18 protein-coding genes are annotated in these 19,005 nt (G+C 71.3%); 7 read left to right on the top strand and 11 right to left on the bottom strand.

The window, feature by feature from the left end; genetic code table 11:
- Positions 1-19: 19 nt before the first annotated feature.
- The gene (locus tag QSK17_RS10115; protein WP_285704314.1) at positions 20-547 is read left to right on the top strand and encodes a methylated-DNA--[protein]-cysteine S-methyltransferase; all 528 of its coding nucleotides are present in this window, start codon (positions 20-22) and stop codon (positions 545-547) included.
- Between the two features lie 69 nt (positions 548-616).
- Here QSK17_RS10115 and QSK17_RS10110 read toward each other — a convergent pair whose 3' ends face one another.
- Complete coding sequence (locus QSK17_RS10110) at positions 617-814, bottom strand: hypothetical protein (RefSeq protein ID WP_285704313.1); 198 nt, start codon at positions 812-814, stop codon at positions 617-619.
- A gap of 103 nt (positions 815-917) precedes the next feature.
- Between QSK17_RS10110 and miaA the strand changes: the two genes are divergently transcribed.
- The 3 genes from miaA (at position 918) to QSK17_RS10095 (ending at position 5,049) form a co-directional block, all read left to right on the top strand.
- On the top strand, positions 918-1,823 hold the full coding sequence (gene miaA / locus QSK17_RS10105) for a tRNA (adenosine(37)-N6)-dimethylallyltransferase MiaA (RefSeq protein WP_285704311.1): 906 nt from the start codon (positions 918-920) through the stop codon (positions 1,821-1,823).
- Between the two features lie 43 nt (positions 1,824-1,866).
- Complete coding sequence (gene dapF, locus QSK17_RS10100; RefSeq protein ID WP_285704310.1) at positions 1,867-2,685, top strand: diaminopimelate epimerase; 819 nt, start codon at positions 1,867-1,869, stop codon at positions 2,683-2,685.
- A gap of 81 nt (positions 2,686-2,766) precedes the next feature.
- Positions 2,767-5,049 carry a tetratricopeptide repeat protein gene (locus tag QSK17_RS10095; RefSeq protein WP_285704309.1) on the top strand — a complete coding sequence of 761 codons (2,283 nt, stop codon included), beginning with the start codon at positions 2,767-2,769 and terminating at the stop codon, positions 5,047-5,049.
- A gap of 203 nt (positions 5,050-5,252) precedes the next feature.
- Here the strand turns inward: QSK17_RS10095 and QSK17_RS10090 are convergent, their stop codons facing one another.
- Positions 5,253-5,831 (bottom strand): XRE family transcriptional regulator, encoded by a 579-nt coding sequence (locus QSK17_RS10090; protein ID WP_285704308.1) that lies wholly within the window; start codon positions 5,829-5,831, stop codon positions 5,253-5,255.
- An 86-nt stretch (positions 5,832-5,917) separates the two neighbouring features.
- Here QSK17_RS10090 and QSK17_RS10085 point away from each other — a divergent pair, with 86 nt between their 5' ends.
- Entirely contained in the window at positions 5,918-7,213 is a 1,296-nt protein-coding gene (locus tag QSK17_RS10085) for a benzoate/H(+) symporter BenE family transporter (RefSeq protein WP_285704307.1), read from the top strand.
- A gap of 174 nt (positions 7,214-7,387) precedes the next feature.
- The gene (locus QSK17_RS10080) at positions 7,388-8,164 is read left to right on the top strand and encodes an HNH endonuclease family protein (protein WP_285704306.1); all 777 of its coding nucleotides are present in this window, start codon (positions 7,388-7,390) and stop codon (positions 8,162-8,164) included.
- A 147-nt stretch (positions 8,165-8,311) separates the two neighbouring features.
- On the opposite strand, the gene QSK17_RS10075 is transcribed toward QSK17_RS10080, so the two are convergent.
- The 9 genes from QSK17_RS10075 to aceB all read right to left on the bottom strand — a co-directional run bounded on the left by QSK17_RS10075 (position 8,312) and on the right by aceB (position 18,094).
- Positions 8,312-9,385, bottom strand: a complete 1,074-nt coding sequence (locus QSK17_RS10075) for a CU044_5270 family protein (RefSeq protein ID WP_285704305.1) — start codon at positions 9,383-9,385, stop codon at positions 8,312-8,314.
- Positions 9,382-10,014: an RNA polymerase sigma factor gene (locus QSK17_RS10070; protein ID WP_285704304.1), complete on the bottom strand. Its 633-nt coding sequence runs from the start codon at positions 10,012-10,014 to the stop codon at positions 9,382-9,384. The genes QSK17_RS10075 and QSK17_RS10070 overlap by 4 nt, the downstream gene beginning before the upstream one ends.
- Before the next feature lie 215 nt (positions 10,015-10,229).
- On the bottom strand, positions 10,230-10,901 hold the full coding sequence (locus QSK17_RS10065) for a hypothetical protein (RefSeq protein ID WP_285704303.1): 672 nt from the start codon (positions 10,899-10,901) through the stop codon (positions 10,230-10,232).
- A gap of 218 nt (positions 10,902-11,119) precedes the next feature.
- Complete coding sequence (locus tag QSK17_RS10060; protein WP_285704302.1) at positions 11,120-11,335, bottom strand: DUF2277 family protein; 216 nt, start codon at positions 11,333-11,335, stop codon at positions 11,120-11,122.
- An 84-nt stretch (positions 11,336-11,419) separates the two neighbouring features.
- Positions 11,420-12,154 carry an IclR family transcriptional regulator gene (locus QSK17_RS10055; RefSeq protein WP_285704301.1) on the bottom strand — a complete coding sequence of 245 codons (735 nt, stop codon included), beginning with the start codon at positions 12,152-12,154 and terminating at the stop codon, positions 11,420-11,422.
- 103 nt (positions 12,155-12,257) lie between these two features.
- A complete protein-coding gene (locus QSK17_RS10050) occupies positions 12,258-13,499 on the bottom strand; it encodes a (Fe-S)-binding protein (protein ID WP_285704300.1) in 1,242 nt (413 codons plus the stop codon).
- 1 nt (position 13,500) lies between these two features.
- Positions 13,501-14,904, bottom strand: coding sequence for an FAD-binding oxidoreductase (locus tag QSK17_RS10045; protein ID WP_285704299.1), 1,404 nt, complete (start codon positions 14,902-14,904; stop codon positions 13,501-13,503).
- Entirely contained in the window at positions 14,904-16,361 is a 1,458-nt protein-coding gene (locus QSK17_RS10040; RefSeq protein WP_285704298.1) for an FAD-linked oxidase C-terminal domain-containing protein, read from the bottom strand. Before QSK17_RS10040 ends, QSK17_RS10045 begins: the two co-directional genes overlap by 1 nt.
- Positions 16,362-16,507: 146 nt before the next feature.
- Positions 16,508-18,094, bottom strand: a complete 1,587-nt coding sequence (gene aceB, locus QSK17_RS10035; RefSeq protein WP_285704297.1) for a malate synthase A — start codon at positions 18,092-18,094, stop codon at positions 16,508-16,510.
- Between the two features lie 157 nt (positions 18,095-18,251).
- Between aceB and QSK17_RS10030 the strand changes: the two genes are divergently transcribed.
- A complete protein-coding gene (locus QSK17_RS10030) occupies positions 18,252-18,932 on the top strand; it encodes a DUF4097 family beta strand repeat-containing protein (protein ID WP_285704296.1) in 681 nt (226 codons plus the stop codon).
- Positions 18,933-19,005: the final 73 nt, after the last annotated feature.

Here is a 19,005-nt window from a genome sequence, read left to right as displayed (position 1 = left end):
CGCCCGACATGATGGGGCCATGCATACAGTCGCCTTCGCCAGCGTTCCGACGAAACTCGGCGACGTGCTCGCGGCCGTGACGGAGGACGGCGTCGCCGCGACGGCGTTCCAGGACAGCCCCGTCACGCGTGACCGGATCCGTGAGCGGCTGCGGATGGCCGTCGCCGACGACCCGGCCCGTACGGCTCCCGCCCGGGCGGAACTCGCCGCCTACTTCGCCGGGGAGCTGCGGGAGTTCGGCGTCGCCGTCGACTGGCGGCTGATGTCCACGTTGCAGCGGCAGGTGCTGGGCATGCTCTTCGCCAGGGTGCCGTACGGACAGGTCGTGACATATGGCGAACTGGCTGCCAGGAGCGGGACCGGTGTGCCCGCCAGGGGCATCGGATCGATCATGGGCAGCAACCCGATACCGGTCATCGTGCCCTGTCACCGGGTCGTCGCGGGCAACGGCCTCGGCGGGTTCAGCGGCGGCGAGGGCGTGGAGTCCAAACGCTGGCTGCTGACCCTTGAGGGCTACCTGCCGCCCACGCTGGACTGGGACCTCTGAGCGGGTGCCGCTCCGTGGCATTCGGAGCGGCACCCTTCACGCGGGCGTCGGCGCCGGCGGTGGCGGTGGTCAGCGGGATTCGGGCCCGCCGGGCCCGCCGGGTCCGGGCTTCTCCGGGCCTCTCTCCTCGCCCATCCTGCCCTCGGCGCCCTCGAACGTGTCGCGCACTTGGCCTGTCACGTCGGACATGGTCTCCTGGGCCTGCTGGGTCTTCGCGTGACGCTGCTTCGGGATGTTCTGCAGCTTCTCGGCTGTGGTGCTGATCATTTCTTTGACCTTGTCGATGATCGACATCGTGATCTCACCCCGATTCGATGCGACCAGGCATCGTACGGCTTCCTCTTACCCAGGAGTTGAGAGACTTATCGTTGTGGGGCGACTACCTGTCATCGCCGTCGTGGGCGCCACGGCGGCCGGAAAATCCGACCTGGCCGTGGATCTGGCGCTGCGGCTGGGCGGCGAAGTGATCAACACCGACTCGATGCAGCTTTACCGAGGCATGGACATCGGAACGGCGAAGCTGACCGTTTCCGAACGGAAGGGCGTGCCCCACCATCTGCTCGACATCTGGCCGGTGACCCGCACCGCGAGCGTCGCGGAATACCAGCAGTTGGTCCGGCCGTTGATCGACCGGCTCAGGTCCGCGGGCCGGGCGCCCGTCCTCGCCGGGGGGTCGGGGCTCTACGTCCGCGCCGCCCTGGACGACCTGGAGTTCCCCGGGACCGATCCGGCCATCCGCGACCGGCTGGAGAAGGAACTGGCCGAGACGGGACCGGCCCCCCTCTACGAGCGGCTCAGCAGGGAGGATCCGGTGGCGGCGGCCCAGATCCTGGCGAGCAACGGCCGCCGGATCGTCCGGGCGCTCGAGGTGATCGAGCTGTCCGGGCGGCCCTTCTCGGCCACCATGCCGTCGTACGACTCGATCTATGACAGTGTGCAGATCGGCGTGGAGGTCCCGAGGCCGATCCTCGACGAGCGGATCGCCCTGCGGGTCGACCGCATGTGGAACGCCGGTCTCGTCGACGAGGTGCGGCGGCTCGCGGAGCTCGGCCTGGCCGAGGGCCGTACGGCGAGCCGGGCGCTCGGTTACGCCCAGGTGCTGCGTTTCATCGGCGGGGAGTGGACCGAGGAGCAAGCCAGGGACGAGACGATCCGGGCCACGCGCCGGTTCGCCCGCCGCCAGGAGTCGTGGTTCCGCCGTGATCCTCGGGTCGTGTGGCTGCCCTTCGACGCCCCCGACCTGACCGATCGCGCGCTCGCGCTGATTACCAGGTAGCGGCGGCGGGCCGGGGAGGCCGCGCAGACTAAAATCCGCTGTTATGCGGTTCGTCAAGGGACACGGCACAGAGAACGACTTCGTCATCCTCCCGGATCCGGACGCGGCGCTCGATCTCGCGCCGGCGGCCGTCGCCGCGCTGTGCGATCGGCGCGCGGGGATCGGCGGCGACGGCGTGCTGCGCGTCGTCCGCACCAAGCTGTGCCCCGAGGTGGCCGACCAGGCCGGCCGGGCCGAGTGGTTCATGGACTACCGCAACGCCGACGGCAGCGTGGCCGAGATGTGCGGCAACGGCGTCCGGGTCTTCGCCCGTTATCTCGTCGCGTCCGGGCTGGCCGCGCCGGGCGAGTTCGGCGTCGCCACCCGGGGCGGCGTCAAGCGGGTACGGCTGGCGTCCGAGGGAGACGTCACGGTGGACATGGGCAGGCCCCGCGTGCTCGGCGAGAGCCGTACGACCGTGAACGGCCGCGAATACCACGGCCTGAACGTGAACATGGGGAACCCGCACCTGGCCTGCCTGATCGACGATCCGGTGGCGGAGCTCGACCTCACCGAGCAGCCCCGATTCGACCGCGAGGTCTATCCCGACGGCGTCAACATCGAGCTGATCAACCAGGTGGCCGACGACGCCCTCTCCATGCGGGTCCACGAGCGCGGGTCGGGGGAGACCCGCTCCTGCGGCACCGGTGCGGTCGCGACCGCCGTGGCCGCCGCGCACGCCTCCGGCCGTACCACCGGAACCTGGGCCGTCCACGTGCTCGGCGGCACCGTGACGGTGACTCTCGACGAGAAGACCAGCTATCTCTCCGGTCCGGCCGTCCTGGTCGCGTCGGGGGACTGGCCCGCCGTGCTGCACGCCTGACCGGGCGGGTCGCCCGACGACGGTCAATACATGGCTCGCGCCGTTTGGGGCATGCTCGGTGAGCTGGCAGACTGACACCTCATGGACGTGGACATCTGGGCCTGGGTCGGCAGCACCCAGCGGGAACTGCACGAAGCCGGCAACGCCGGTCTGGCCGTGGCGCTGGGTGACGTCCCCGCGCAGGCCCTCGAAGGGCGGTACGGGCAGCTCGACGTCGTCGCCCCGGCCATCGCCCAGCAGGCGGAGGCGCTCGGGCGGCCGTGGCTGGAGTTGTTCGCCCGCTACTGGCACATGATCGGCCGGGTGGGCGACCGGGCGAACGGCGCGGTCGCGCTCGACGACGCACGGCAGCTCGTCGAGTTCGCCCAGCGGGACGACGTCCGGGACTGCCCGGCGGCCTCCGTCGCGGTCGAGGCCCTGGCGATCGCCCAGGCGAACACCGACGGCCCCGGATACGCCGACGAGCGGCTGGCCGCACTCGGCACCGCGCTCGGTGCCATCGAGCCGGACTCGCTCGCCTTCCCCGGTCTCACCACCCAGTACGTCGCCGCCCTGCTCGACAAGGGCAAGGCCGGCGAGGCGGTCGCGTACGCCGAGGCCGCGGTCGACCGGCTGCACGGGGTGGACCGGGAGGCGAGCTGGGAGCTTGGCGCGGTCTCCGCCCGGGCGCTGCTCGCCGACGGGCGCGCCGAGGCCGCTCTGACGGCGCTGGACGCGGCGTCCGGTTTCAAGCCGGACGACCCGGTCGCCAAGGCGCGCCGCGAGGCGCTGCTGCGCTCCGTCGTGCTCGCCGAGCTCGGGCGCATGGACGAGGCCGTCGAGGCGCTTCCCGACCTCGACGTCGTCGGCGAGCACCCCCGCGAGTGGGTGGAGTGGGCACGCGTGGTCGAGAAGCTGGCCGGCGGCGGCTCGATCTCCAACAGCTGGCAGCTCGGACGGGTGCTGCGCCAGTGGCTCGCGTACTTCGAGACGATGGGCGGGCACCGGGCCCGCGTGGAGCTCGCGCTGGCCGCCGGTGACCTGGCCGTCGGTCGCCAGGCTCTGTGGCAGGCCCGGCTGCTCGCCGACCTCGCCGAGGCGGCGCTCGCCGACCTCAGGAACACGGACGGCCTTCCGGAGCGGATCGCCGCGCTGCGCGCCGCCGTCGACGCCGCCCCCGTCCTCCCGCCGCCCGGCCCGCAGGACGAGCTGGTCGCCTACTTCGACGCCGCCGACGGCAGTACGGCCGACCCGGAGCGGTGGGTGGGCTGGCTGTGGCCGGTGTCCGGCACGGACCTGGAGGCCACTCGCCGCCACGCCACCACGCTGGGCTTCCTCGGATACGCCGGGACGGGCGCCGACATCTACTGGAAGCTGATCGTCGAGGACGGCGACCCCGCCACCGCCGGGGACGAGGACATCGCCTACCTCACCGGCCTGCTGATCGAGGCGAACCAGGACGAGCGCGTCGAGCAGCTCGCCGCCCGCCTGCCCGAGCAGCACTCCCACCTCGCCCTCGCCCGGCTGCACCGCGCCCGCGAGCGCTGGGAGGAGACCGCGGCCGAGGCCGAGAAGGCCGTCGCCGCGGGGGCTGCGCTGGAGGGCCGCCGGCTCTGGTCGGGCGCCGTGCAGCAGCTCGGCGACAACGCCAAGGGCGCTGAGATCATGCGGCCGCTCCTCGACTCCGGTGACGCGGAGGAGGAGGACATCTGGCGGATCATCGTCCTGGCCACCGCGGCCGAGGAATGGCCCACCGTCCGCGCCGCCGCCGCCAAGCTCGGCATGCCGATCCAGTCCCAGGAAGGGCCGATCGAGGAGGAGTGGCATCTGATCCGCGCCATCCTCCCCGCGCCCGACGGCAGCCAGCGGGAGGTGCTCGCCGTACGGACCGGTCCGGCGACGGCGCGCCTGGCGATCCCGCAGCCGCGCGGCATGGAGTACAACGCGGGCGACGTGGTCGTGATCGACCCCCGTCCGCTGGAGCCGGTGCCGGAGGACCCGCAGGAGCGCGAGAGCTTCGTCATCCCGTTCGCGGGCGTGTCGATACTGCGTCCCGGTGGATACACGAGCTGGTTCTTCGACGGCGCGGCCCCCTCCGAGGACGAGTGGACCGAGTTCAACGAGCTGCTCGCCGAGCGCGGCTGGCCGATGTGGGTCTACAGCGACGAGAACTACAGGGTGACGCACCCCGGGACCGCCGAGCAGCTGCCCGGCGTTTTCGGCTGGATCGCGGTCCCGCCGATGGTGAGCGCCGCCGAGCTGGACGCCGTGCTCGACGACGCGACCGAGCAGTGGGTGCACCCGCTGGCCTGGCTGGATCTGGCCCGCGAGGTCGGGGTCGAGGTCGAGCGGCACGAGCGCATCTCCAAGGAGTACGGCCTCTGACGGCCAGGTGGTGGAGGCCGCGCCCGTGCGGGCGCGGCCTCGCCGCGTTTATGACGTCCGCGCTTCGGAGATGCGAGCCTTGACGTCCGCGGTCCTGACGTCCGCGGTCCTGACGTCCGCGGTCCTGACGTCCCCGGTTCCTCGTCGCCCCACCCGCGCAGACTCCTCGCAGGCTCGAAGTCTCCGCATTTGCCAGACGCTCTCTAATGGCCGGGGGGCGCGGTGTGGCGGATGACGAGGGAGGCCTGCACCTCCTCGTCGGTTTCCGCGGCGTACATGTGCGGCACGTCGGACACCCAGCTCGCGTGGCCGCCGGCCGGGATCACGATGGGGCGGTCGAGCGGTCCGACCCGGGCGGTGCCGGTGAAGACGGTCAGGAACTCCACGGCGCCCAGCGGGTGGGCGGGGGAGACCTGCACCCGGCCCGGCCTGATCCGCAGCCGGTAGAGCTCGGTCGTGACGGGACCGTCCACGAAGGTCTCCAGGAGAGCTCCGGAGACGGCGGAGCCGTGGATGACCTCCAGAGGGTCGGTTCTCACGCCGGGACCGGACGGCACGTTCCGGTCGGTGAGCACGGCAGCGAGCGGCACGTCGAGCTGGGCGATGATCGCGTAGAGGGTCTCGACGGTCGGGTTGCGGGTGCCGGCCTCCAGCCCGGACAGCGTGGCCTTGCCGACCCCGGCCCGTGACGCCAGCTCCGACAGTGACAACCCGCGGTCCGCGCGCAGCCGCCGGATCCGCTGTCCGACCTCGGCTGCGAAGGCGGCGGAGTCTTCCCTCATGTGACCAGTATCGTGCCGGTCCGTTCCGTTTGCGGAACGCCAGGCCGTACACTCTGTTCCATATACGGAACGAACGGAGTTCTGTCATGGGGCGCGTGCTGCAGCCGATCCTGGCCGGGGTGGTCCTCGCGATCGTGGGATTCGCCAGCTCCTTCGCCGTGGTGCTGGCCGGGCTGCGGGCCGTCGGAGCCGACCAGGCGCAGGCGGCGTCCGGGCTGCTGGTGCTGTGTCTCGCGATGGGGGCGCTCGGCATCGGGCTGGGGCTGCGTTACCGGATGCCGATGAGCGTCGCCTGGTCCACGCCGGGCGCCGCGCTGCTGGTCTCGGTCGGGGCGGACGGCGCCGACCACAGCGCCGATCACGGGGCCGACTACCGCGCGGCCCTGGGCGCCTTCGCCGTCACCGGCCTGCTGTTCGTCCTCGCCGGGCTGTCCGACCGGTTCAGCCGCCTGCTGCACGCCATCCCCGCCCCGCTGGCCGGCGCGATGCTCGCCGGGGTGCTGCTGCCGCTGTGCCTGGCGCCCGTCCAGGCGGTCGTACGGTTCCCCGGGCCCGCGATACCGATCGTCGTCGCGTGGGCGGTGCTCTTCCGGTTCGCCAGGAGATGGGCCGTGCCGGGCGCGCTGCTCGTCACCGTCGCGGTCATCCTGCTCACCCAGCCGCGGGCGGAGCACGGCGCGGGCCTGTGGCCGGTGATGACCGTCGAGACGCCCACCTTCTCGGTGGGCGCTCTGGTCGGCATCGCCATCCCGCTGTTCATCGTCACGATGGCCTCGCAGAACGTGGCCGGGATGAGCATGCTCGCGACCTACGGATACCACCCGAGTCTCCGGCCGATCCTGACGACGACGGGTCTGGCCACGATGGCCGTGGCCCCCTTCGGAGGGCACGCCGTCAACCTCGCGGCGATCACCACGGCGCTGGCGGCGGGCCCCGACGCCCACCCCGACCGGGATCGGCGCTGGATCGCGTCGGTCACCGGCGGCGTCGTCTACATCGTGCTCGGCCTGTCCATCGGCCTGACCGTGTCGCTGATCGCCTCGTCGCCGCCGCTGCTCATCGAGACGGTCGCGGGACTCGCGCTACTCGCGACGCTCGGCTCGGCGATCCAGGCCGCCGTGGCCGACGAGGGGCAGCGCGACGCGGCGGTGGTGACGTTCGTGGTGACCGCGTCGGGGATCGCTCCGTTCGGGATCGGGGCCGCGTTCTGGGGGCTCGCGGCCGGACTGGCCTTCCGCGCCCTGTCCGGCAGGTTGCGCGGCGGCGCGAAGGCCGCCGCCCCGGCTCCCTCGTCTCCGGATGCGGCCGGTTCGGGGGAGGGGCCGGATGCCTCGGAGAACGGCCGGCCCGCCGGCAGGACCGTGACGGTGGCCGACCGCTGAGAGCGGCATGAGTATCAGCCGCACTCCTGATGAGCATTCCGAGCCGCGACCGTTCGTGCCGTCGTATGTCCGAGTCGCCCGGACTTGACTACAAAACCTGACATTTGCCGATAATTACTATTTCTTGGCAGTTTGCTATACCTAGGTAGGTAATTTCTTGACCTAGGGGTGGCAATGCGTGCACGTGGATCCAAGGTGATCCTCGGTTTCTCGGTGGCGGTAGCCGTACTGGCGGGGTGTGGGCCGCTGGACACGCAGGACATCGGAGTCGATCACCTCGCCAAGAGCGCCGCGCCGACGCCGAAGTCCGGCGGGAGCAGGCGAGGGGCCAGCCCCCTGGACAACCCCGACGGCACCCGGCCGGGGCTCGCGCCCATCACGGCGGCCAAGGAGAAGGCGAAGGCCCGCGAGCTCATCGAGAAGGTCGCCACCAAGAAACGCGGCACCAAGACCGGCTATGACCGGAAGCAGTTCGGCTACGCGTGGGCCGACAACGTGGACGACGTCCCGTTCGGCCGCAACGGCTGCGACACCCGCAACGACCTGCTCCGGCGGGACGGCCAGAGGCTGCAATACCGCGACGGATCGACCTGCATCCTCGTCTCCATAGCGCTGGACGACCCGTACACCGGCAAGACGATCGAATGGCGCAAGGAGAAGGCCGCCGAGGTCCAGATCGACCACGTCATGCCGCTCTCCTACGACTGGCAGATGGGCGCGTCCGGGTGGAGCGACACCAAGCGGAGACAGATCGCCAACGATCCGCTCAACCTGCTCCCGGTGGACGGCTCGATGAACGCGTCCAAGGGCGACTCGGGCCCTGCCGACTGGCTTCCGCCGGTCACCGAGATCCGTTGCTCGTACGCCGTCCGGTTCGCCCAGGTCGCGCTGAAGTACGAGCTCCCGGTGACCGCCGAGGACAAGGCGACCATGCTGGAGCAGTGCGCCTGACCCCGCCTGCGAACAGCGGGAAACGGCCGGTGGGAACCACCTCGGGTGCGGCCTGAAGACCGAGGACGAACTCCGGAACAGGCGAGAACCCGCCCCTATGGCCTGTGAGGGCGGGTCCTCGGTGAGGGTGCGACGGAAAGCGGAAGATCAGCCGCAGCCGGCGTGCGGGTCGTCGACCGCGGGCGCCTTGTCGTCGACCGAGATCGTCAGCTGGGCCGTGGAGGCGACCAGGCTGCCGACCGGCGACTTGGCCTCCTTCTCGTCCACCACGATGCCGCGCTCGCCCAGGAGTTCGTAGGTCTCCGGGTTGAAGATGATGTCCTCACGGATGCCGAACGACTCGCGCCCCACACCGATGCCCTTGCGTCCGGCCGCGTCCTCGGCGTCCTCGGTCACGGTGACGCCGGGGATCGTCGCCGCCGCCTTGAACAGCGCGGCGCGCTGCGCGGCGGGCAGGTAGTTCTCCCTGAGCAGGTCACCGACGGTCGTCCACGCCCCGGCGTCCGCCGGATTGTCCCCGTGGTCCTTGGAGTACAGGTAGGCGCGCATCCCCTCGGCGTCGCCCGGCAGCTTCTTCAGGTTGGTGTACGCGGTGTCCGACACGTTCCCGCAGGTCGGCAGATTGTTCCATTCGGTTCCCTGCTGGTCGTAGGCCTCCTTCGGGATCGGCCAGCCCGGGTACGCGTGAGGTTCCAGGTACTGGATCTTCAGCGCGCCGTCCCTCGTGCCGTCGGCCGAGAGCCAGATCGTCCGCTTGGTGCGGTAGAGGTACCGGCTCTCCTCGATCGATTCGCCGGTCTTGACATCAGTGCCCAACCGCATCGCGCCGTACATGGTCTGCGACGTGACCTTGATGAACTGGTCGTCACGCGGCTTCAGGTCGGTCACCGCGCGGGCGGCGCGGTCCAGCACCTCCTCCGCCGACATCTTCGCGATCCTCGGCAACGTGACCGCGGCTCGCTCGCCGACGCCGGTGTGGGCGCTCGCCGTTCCCGTGACGCCGGTTCTCGCGTCCTGGGTGCCCGCGCCGGGGAACAGCGTGTTGACCGCGACGACGCTCGCCGCCGCGACCGCGAGGGCCCCCACGAGTGCGATGCCGTACGGCCTGCGCCGGCGCGGGGAGGGAGCGGTCAGGGCGCGCCTGGCCGTCATCTTGGCCTCCTCGGAGTACGGAGCCGTCTCCGGGCGGGCCTTCTTGATCATTTCGAGTTCGTCGTTCACGCGGTGGGCTCCTCGGAAAGGTTGAGGTGACGGCGGAGCTTCGCCCTGATCCGGTGCAACCGGGAGCGGACCGTGCCGATGGGGATCTTGAGGGCTTCGGCCGTCTCCTCGTACGTGAGGTCTGCCCAAGCGACGAGCAGGAGCAGGTCGCGCTCGGCCGCGGACAGCCGTGCCAGGGCGGCGGCGAGCCCCGGGCGCATGGCGGCGGCGCTCGCGCGCTCGGCGCTGCGCTCCTCCTCGTGGAGTTCCGCACCGGACGCGGCCGCGCCGCTCGCGGCCCTGGCCAGCGACCTGAGCCTGCGCACCTCCGACCTGCGGTGCCCGGAGATCAGCTTGCCCGCGATGCCGTACAGCCACGGTCGCGCGTCCGGCCGGGTCAGGTCGTACTTGTGCCGCTTGCGAAACGCGACGAGGAACGTCTCAGCCGTCACGTCGTCGGCCTGGCCGAGCTCGGGGCCGAGCCGGCGCGCGACATAGGCGTGGATCTCGTCCGCGTGCCGGTCGAACACTCCGGCGAAGTCCTCCGGCCGGTCCAGCGAAGCGCGGATCAGCCCGGCGTCGCTGAGGCCGCCTGGCTCCGCGCTGGAGGCGGTGGCCAGGCCCCAGGGATGCGGAACCGTCGAACTCACCACCTCGTGCGTCCGTTTTCGCGGGGATCCAAGGAGCGGGCGGGGGCAGACCCCCGGGGTTCTGTGGGCATGGGGAGAATCGATCCTTCCAGGGATGGGCGGGCGCTTACCCGCCCTTCACCCCCTTCTCCGCCGCACGCCCCAGGCGAGTTCCATGTTCTCGCCTCTTCTCTCGAAGGTTCCTCAGCTTCCGCCGTCTCCAGCCGTCCCGGCCGTCACCGCTCCGCTCGGATCAGGAAGCCGTTGTGGTCTCTGGCGATCCCGCCGCTCCGCTCGGCGATCGCCAGGGCCGCCCGGCGGGCGGTCTCCGCGAGGTCGAAGCCCTGTACACCGTCCTCCACGTAGATCTCGTAGGTCACCTCGCCGTCGTCCTCCTCGACCAGGATCTCGATCGGGCTTCTTCCGCCGGCCAGCCTGGTGATGCCCGCGACTGTCGTCGTGGCGGTCAGGCCGGGCAGCTCCCCGGCCAGCAGCTCGACCAACTCGGCGACCGGAACGAGCCGCCCGCCGGCGACGTCGGCCAGATCGGCCGGCGGCTCCGGCTCGCGGGGATGCACCCGGCCGTTCAGCCGCTCGGCCAGACCGGCCGCCACGGCCATGGGCCGGTCGTACTCCCCGCCCTCTTCGTTGTCGATGTTCGCCGCGACATAGGCGATCTGCCACCCGGCCGGGATGCCCGCCCTGGCGGCCAGCTCCGGCGTGAGCGTGATCGGGCCGCGCAGCCACACGTTGTCGCTCACCTTCAGGTCGTCGCCGTACGGCCCGACCTCCGGGGCGTGCAGCCGTACGGTGTTCAGCACCGCCGCGGCGTCGGGGACATAGGACAGCAGCAGGGTCGGGCCCTTGCGAAGCCGCCGGGCCAGGAAGAAATCAGAGAAGAGTCCCATGCCGCCCAGTGTCGACGGGACCACTTGGGAGCGGCTTGTGCCCCACCTGATCTGCACGCGGGCGACGATCGGGACAGCCCACCGGAAGCTCGACAGCCCTCAACCCGGCAATCCCAACCCGGCAGCCTCGAAACGACAGCCTCGAAACGGCAGGCCCCGACCCCGAAACCCGACGACCCCGGAGAACCGGACAGCCGCGAACCGCCGCCGGGACCGGGTCACGACCGGGCGCCGCGAACCTCGATCGAGGCGAGCAGGTCGGCGCTGGCCCGCGTGATCGCCTCGACCGCCTCCTCGAACGCGGCGGCGTTGTGCGCGGCCGGCGCGCGGAAACCCGAGATCTTCCTGACGTACTGCAGCGCTGCCGCCCGGATGTCGTCGTCGGTCACATCATCCGTGAACGGCGGGCGCAGGGTCTTGATGCTTCGGCACATGCGCCCATCCTCCCCGTTTCCACCTCCGGCGCGCGCCCGGGAACGGCGGAAGGCCGCCGCTCGCGACCGGCACGCGATCTCCAGTCAGGCGCCGAAGACGGACGACCCGAAGTCGTCCGCCACCGCGCGCAGTGAGGCGGCGAGCTCCTCGCGGTCGTGCGCGTCGATCCGCTCGGCCGGGCCGGACACCGACATCGCCGCCAGCACCCGGCCGCCACCGCGCACCGGCACCGCCAGGCAGTGCACGCCGTTCTCCTCCTCGCCCAGGTCCAGGGCGTAGCCCCGCTCGCGGACCCGGCCGATCTCGGCCAACAGCTCGTTCGTCGTGGTGATCGTCCGGTCGGTACGGCGCGGCAGGCCGGTGCGCTCCAATATGGCCGCCGCGTCCGGACGGTCGGCGAGCAGCACCTTGCCCACGGCCGTGCTGTGCGGAAGCACCCGCCGGCCGACCTCGGCGAACATCCGCAGCCTGCGCGGCGACGGCACCTGGGCGACGTACACCACGAAGTCGCCCTCCAGCACCGCCATGTTCGCGGTCTCGCCGGACAGCTCGACCATCTTCGCGAGGTACGGCTCCGCCCACGCGCCGACCATCCGCTCGGCCGCTCCGCCGATCCGCACCAGCGCGCCGCCCAGGGCGTACTTGCGGTCGGTCTCCTGCCGGACGTAGCCGCGCGCCAGCAGTGTCTGGAGCAGCCGGTGGATCGTGCCGTACGGCAGGCCCGTCCTGGCCGCGATCTCCGACAGACCGGCCTCGCCGCCATGGTCGGCCAGGGCCTCCAGCACGTCGAGCGCCCGATCGACGCTCTGTACGCTCATGCCGCCCCCTCGCCTGGCGGCTCGGGGTCGGGTCGGGTCGAAGACGCGCAATGAGACACCGCGCGAATCGCGCCGTGCTTATTGATTCGCTCGCTCCGCTCGCTCATCCGCGTCCCAGCGCGCCGGCGCCGAGCCCGCGCAGGCTGGCATCGAGCACTTCGGCGGTGTGCGCCACCCTCATCTCGCCCTTCCCCGACCGCCGCATGGCGGCCGCGATCTGCATGGAACAGCCGGGGTTCGCGGAGACCAGCACGTCGGCTCCGGTAGCCATGACGTGCCCGGCCTTGCGGTCGCCCAGCTCCCGGGCGGGCCCCGGCTGGAAAAGGTTATAGGTCCCCGCCGACCCGCAGCAGATGGCCGACTCCGCGATCTCCCGGAGCTCCAGGCCGGGGATGCCGCGCAGCAGGTCCCGCGGCTGGGACCGCACCCCCTGGGCGTGGGCCAGGTGGCAGGCGTCGTGGTACGCCACGGAGACCGGCAGTGGATGCCGCGTGGCGACCGGCCCCAGCTCGACCAGGTACTCGGCGAGGTCGCGGACCCGCAGCGCCTCGGCTCGTTCGGCCCAGCCGCCGGGCTCGTCCCTGAGCACCTCGGCGTACTCCTTCATGCTCGACCCGCAGCCGGCCACGTTCACGACGACCGTGTCGACCCCGGCCCGCTCGAACATCGCGATCGTGCGCTTGGCGAATCGGCGGGCGTCCCGGCCGGAATGCAGCGACAGTGCCCCGCAGCACCCCTGGCGTGGCGGGATCACCACGTCGCAGCCCTCCATCGCGAGCACGCGCGCCGTCGCCGCGTTGACCCGAGGGAAGAACTGGCTCTGCACGCATCCGGTGAGCATCCCCACGGTGGCCCTGCGCCGTCCCAGGGCGTGGACGCGCGGCGGCAGCCGTACCGGCCGGGTCGGCGGGGGAGCGAGCTCCGCCATGGCGCCGAGGGAGGGGTGCAGCCGGTCGAGGAACGGACGCATCCGGGTGGCCAGGCGCATCGGCAGGCGCATCGCCCGCAGCCGCCGCGGGTAGGGGAACAGCGCGAAGACCAGCTCCCTGATCGCGCGGTCCTGGGGATCGCGGACGTGCTCCCGCTCCACCACGGCGCGGGTCCCCTCGATGAGCCGGTTGTACTGGACGCCCGACGGGCAGGCCGTCACGCACGCCATGCAGCCGAGGCAGGCGTCGAAGTGGCCCGCCATCGCGTCGGTGACCGGTGTCCCCTCGACGTGCTGCGCCATGAGATGGATGCGGCCGCGCGGCGAGTCCATCTCCTCTCCCCACAGGAGGTACGTCGGACAGGTGGGCAGGCAGAACCCGCAGTGCACGCAATCCTTGATCAGCTCGGGGTCCATGTCAGATCCCTCCCACGAAGCGGCCGGGAGACATTCGGCGATCGGGGTCGAAACGGTCCTTGATCCGGCGCATGAGCGTGAGCCCGCCGACGTGCCCCCACCGGTCCACGCGCCGTGCGACGTCCTCGGGCGCGCAGAGCACGACGAGCCGGCCGGCGTCCTCGCACTCGGCGCGCAGCGCGCCGACGAACGCGACCGCCGTGGCCGGTTCGGTCTCCGCGGGAAGCGCGACATGGAGGACCCCCGAGGCCAGCGAACCGCGTACGGCCGGGCGCGCGCCGGTCATCCCGGCGGTGACGAACGGGCCGACGAACGTTTCGGGCAGCCGCGAGGCCACGTTCCTGAACTCCAGCAGGACGCCCTCGTTACCGGCGCGGCCGGCGTGACCGGGAAGCCGTCCCCACCACTCCGGCGGCTCGTCCGCCACCTGCGCCTTCTCTCCCATCATGTCCCGTACGGCCCGTGCGCGCTCGGCGGCGGCCGACCCCTCGACCAGGACCGCGATCGTGCAGGGGCCGTTCACGTCCGGCCAGTCGAGCTCGATCGCGCTCGGCTCCACCTGGGACTCGGCGACGGCGGGAACGATCGCGCGGATCTCGTCCGCCACGTCGACGGAGCCGATCTCGGCGGTGATGCCCTCCTCGTTCCGCCAGGTCTCCGGAGTCTCCGTCATCGGCCGGTCGAAGGTGGCGGTCACCCACGCCCGCGCGGCCGGGAGGGGGTGGAGCCGGAACGTCGCGTCCGCGATCACGCCGAGCGTGCCGTACGAGCCGGTGAACAGCTTGCCGAGGTCGTAGCCGGCGACGTTCTTGACGACCTTGCCGCCCGCCTTGGCGATCGTTCCGTCCGCGAGGACGACGGTGATCCCGATGAGCAGGTCGCGCGCGGTGCCGTACCGGAACCGGCGGGGACCGGCGATCCCGGTGGCGAGCAGGCCGCCCACGGTGCCTCCCACGGTGCCTCCCACGGTGCCTCCCACGGTGCCTCCCAGCGTGCCGCCCGCCGGCGGCACGTCGAGGGCCAGCTCCTGTCCCTTCCCGGCGAGCGCTCGCGCCAGCGCCTCCACCGGCACCCCGGCCTGGACGCAGACGACCAGGTCACCGGCCTCGTGCTCCAGGATCTCGTTCAGGCGGCGGGTGTCGATCACGACGTCGCACCGCTCCGGAGGGTGGCCCCAGTGCAGCTTGGTCCCGCCGCCGACCGCGACGACGGCGAGGTCGTGGGCGGCCGTCACCCGCATGACGGCGGCGATCTCCTCGGCGGTCTCCGGCAGGGCGACCCATCGCGGCCGGATCCCCGCGACCGAGTCGGCCGCGCCCGCGGGCCGGATCGTCACGCCCGTGCCGACGAGCGCCGCGGTGAGCGCTGCGGCGAGCGACTCTGCCGAGACGGCGTCGTCGTTCATCAGAACTGCTCCGCCCGGCCGGACTCGACCAAGGGATGGACTCCCTTGCGGACGCCCGGCACCTCTCCGCACAATCTCGGCGTCGGGAAGATCTTGCCCGGGTTGGACAGGCCGCGGGGATCGAAGGCGCAGCGGACGAGCTGCATCGTGTCCAGATCCTCTTCCGTGAACATTTTCGGCATATAGCGGGATTTATCGACGCCGACGCCGTGCTCGCCGGTGATCGAGCCGCCGTACTCGATGCACAGGTCGAGGATCCGGCCGCTGACGGTCTCCGCGAGCTCCCCCTGGCCGGGGACCGCGTCGTCGAACAGGACCAGCGGGTGCAGGTTCCCGTCACCCGCGTGGAAGACGTTGGCCACGCGGATGCCGTACTCCTCCTGGAGCCGGTCGATCCCGGCCAGCACCTCCGGCAGCGCCGTGCGGGGGACCACCCCGTCCTGCACGATGTACGCCGGGCTGATCCGGCCCACGGCCGCGAACGCGGACTTGCGTCCCTTCCAGATGGCGGCCCGCTCCTCGGCGGACGCCGCGACCCTGATCTCGAACGCGCCGGTCTCCCGGCAGATCCGGTTCACCTCGGCGAACTGGTGCGCCACCTCGGCGCGCGGCCCGTCCAGCTCCACGATCAGCACGGCTCCCGCGCCCTGAGGGTACGCGCAGCTCACCGCGGCCTCGGCCGCCTCGATGGCCAGCGCGTCCATCATCTCGATGGCCGCGGGGACGATGCCCGCCGCGATGATCGCGGACACCGCCTGGCCGCCCCCTTCGATGCTCGTGAACGCCGCGAGCAGGGTGGTGACCGCCTCCGGCGTCCGCGAGAGCCGTACGGTGATCTTGGTGGTGATGCCGAGCGTGCCCTCGGACCCGACGAACGCGCCGAGCAGGTCATAGCCGGGATCATCGGCCGACAGCTCCACGATCTCCCCGTCGGGGGTGACGATCTCCAGGCCGAGGATGTGGTTGACGGTGAAACCGTATTTCAGGCAGTGCGCGCCGCCCGAGTTCTCCGCCACGTTGCCGCCGATCGAGCAGACCTGCTGGCTGGAGGGATCGGGCGCGTAGTAGTACCCCTGGTCGCGGACCGCCTCGGTGATCGCCAGGTTGGTCACCCCCGGCTCGACCACCGCGCGCCGGTTCGGCAGGTCGATCTCCAAGATCCGCCGCATCCGGGACGTGACGATCAGCACGCCGTCGGTCCTGGGGAGCGCGCCGCCGGACAGCCCGGTCCCCGAGCCCCGTGCCACGAACGGCACGCCGTACTCGTCGCACAGCCGGACCACTGCCGCGATCTGCTGGGCGGTGTCCGGAATGACGACGATCCCCGGCGTCGCCCGGTGATAGGTGAGCCCGTCGCAGTCGTACGTCCGCAGCCGCACGGGATCCGTGATCACCGCGTCGGCGGGCAGCAGTTCCCCGAACAGACCGGCCAATCGGGCAAGAACCGCATCACTCATGACTCCATCCCATCACCGCGTAAGCGGACATCGCCAGCGTCGAAGGGCCCGATCCTTGGCGCGCGATCGGGAGCCGGCCCCACGGCGCGGGGACCGGCTCCGGATCTCGGTCCACCCAGGTCGGAGCATCCGGGGCGGAGTGACTGTCAGGGCAGGCGCGCGTACGCGGGGAGGGTGAGGAACTCGGCGAAGTCGTCGTCGAGGGCGACCTCCTTGAACAGGGCGGTGGCCTCGGCGTAGAGCTTCTCGTCGTATCCGGGCTCGGCCGCGATCTTGTCCAGTTCCTCGCCGATGATCCGCTCGACCAGCTCGCGCGTCACGACGGTGCCCGTGTCGGCGAGCTCGATGTCGTTGTGGATCCACTGCCAGATCTGGGAGCGGGAGATCTCGGCGGTCGCCGCGTCCTCCATCAGGTTGTGGATCGCGACCGCGCCGAGCCCGCCCATCCAGGCCGCGAGGTACCGCAGGGCGACGTCCACGTTGTTGCGCAGCCCCGCCTCGGTGATCTCCCCGGGCGTCTTGGAGACCGACAGCAGGTCCTCGACGGTGACGCGCACGTCCTCGCGCAGCCGGTCGAGCTGGTTGGGACGCTCGCCGAGCACACCGTCGAAGACCTCGCGGCAGATCGGCACCAGGTCGGGGTGGGCGACCCAGGACCCGTCGAAGCCGTCACCGGACTCGCGGGTCTTGTCGGCGCGCACCTTCTCCAGCGCCACCTTGTTGACCTCGGGGTCGCGGCGCGACGGGATGAACGCGGCCATGCCGCCGATGGCGTGCGCGCCGCGCTTGTGGCAGGTGCGGACGAGCAGTTCGGTGTAGGCGCGCATGAACGGCGCGGTCATCGTGACCGCGTTGCGCTCGGGCAGCAGGAACTCCCGGCCCCGGGTGCGGAACTTCTTGATGACGCTGAACAGGTAGTCCCACCGGCCCGCGTTCAGGCCGGCGGAGTGCTCGCGCAGCTCGTAGAGGATCTCCTCCATCTCGAACGCCGCCGGGTAGGTCTCGATCAGCACGGTCGCCCGGATCGTCCCGCGCGGGATGCCCCGCAGCTCCTGGGCCCGGACGAACACGTCGTTCCAGAGGCGGGCCTCCAGGTGGGACTCCATCTTGGGCAGGTAGAAGTACGGCCCGCGCCCCTTGGCGATCTGCCGCTCGGCGCAGTGGAAGAAGTAGAGGCCGAAGTCCAGCAGCGAGGCCGACATCTCCTCGCCGTCCACCAGGACGTGCTTCTCGGGCAGGTGCCAGCCGCGCGGCCGGACCACGATCGTGGCGAGCTCCTCGTCCGGTCGCAGCGCGTACGTCTTGCCGCCGGTGCTGAAGTCGATGGTGCGGTCGAGGGCGGCGCGCAGGTTGAGCTGCCCGTTGACGGTGTTCTCCCAGGTCGGCGCGTTGGCGTCCTCGAAGTCGGCGAGCCACACCTTGGCCCCCGAGTTCAGCGCGTTGATCGTCATCTTCTGGTCGACGGGGCCGGTGATCTCCACCCGGCGGTCCTCCAGGCCGGGCGCCGGGGGCGCGACCCGCCACTCCGACTCGCGGACGTCCCTGGTCTCGGGGAGGAAGCCGAGCGTGGCGCCGGCCGAGAGCTCCGCCTGGCGCGCCTGGCGCGCGTCGAGCAGCTCCAGCCTGCGCGCGTTGAACTCCCGCTGGAGGGTAGCCACGAAGTCGAGGGCCTCGGAGGTGAGGATCTCGTCGAACCGGTCCAGCAGCGGACCCCTGATCTCAACGCCTTCCATCGGGGTTCCTTTCCACGATCCGGAAAATAAGTTCTGAATTGTGGAATTGACGGTACTCTGCGGGTGCGAGCCCGGTCAATGTCGGGGGTCCTCTCAGGGGAGGGCAGGGGGATTCCCCGATGGGCACCAAGTCCGGCGCCACAGCAAAATCGGGGGCATGAGAAGGAAGACCATCGCCGTCCTCGGAGTCGCGCTCGGGATCGGCCTCACTGTTTCCGCGTGCGACGTCAAGCTCCGCATCAACAGAGAGCGCGACTCTCTTTCCTATGACGTGACCGACAAGGTCGCGGCACTCGTCGTGCGGACCGGTGCCGGCGATGTCACAGTGAACGAGTCCGACAGGACGGGCATCCAGGTCGCCGAGACGCGGGACTGGTCGGGTGCCAAGCCTCAGAACGGGCACCGGGTGGACGGTGACACGCTGATCCTTGAGTACGACTGCCGCAACTGCGGGATCGACTATCGCATCGACGTGCCGCGCGGCGTGGAGGTGAAGATCGATTCCGGTGCGGGCGACATCACGCTCCGCTCGCTGACCGGCCCGGTGCGGCTCTCCACCGGTGCGGGTGACGTCGACGCGAACGGGCTCGCCGGCAAGCGGGTGTCGGTGGACACCGGCTCGGGCGACGTGAAGTTGAAGTTCGCGTCCGCCCCGGACGAGGTCAGTACGGAGACGGGCGCGGGCAGCGCCACGCTCTGGGTCCCCCAGGGCAGTTACAACGTGACCGCGGAGACCGCCGTCGGGAGTCGGCGGATCGACGTGTCCCGCGATTCCTCCGCGTCGCGGTCGATCAGCGTCAAGACCGGCGTAGGCGACATCAAGGTGCTCAAGCTCTGACCCTCCCGCCGTCGCGGACAGGACGCGGACAGGACAAGGCCGCGAACGGGGGTTCCGGCAGGTCCGGCCACGG

The sequence above is a fragment of the Microtetraspora sp. NBRC 16547 genome (assembly GCF_030268965.1).
GTDB lineage: Bacteria > Actinomycetota > Actinomycetes > Streptosporangiales > Streptosporangiaceae > Microtetraspora.
Note: the sequence above shows the minus strand (reverse complement) of the source record. Positions and strands in the feature narration are given on the sequence as shown.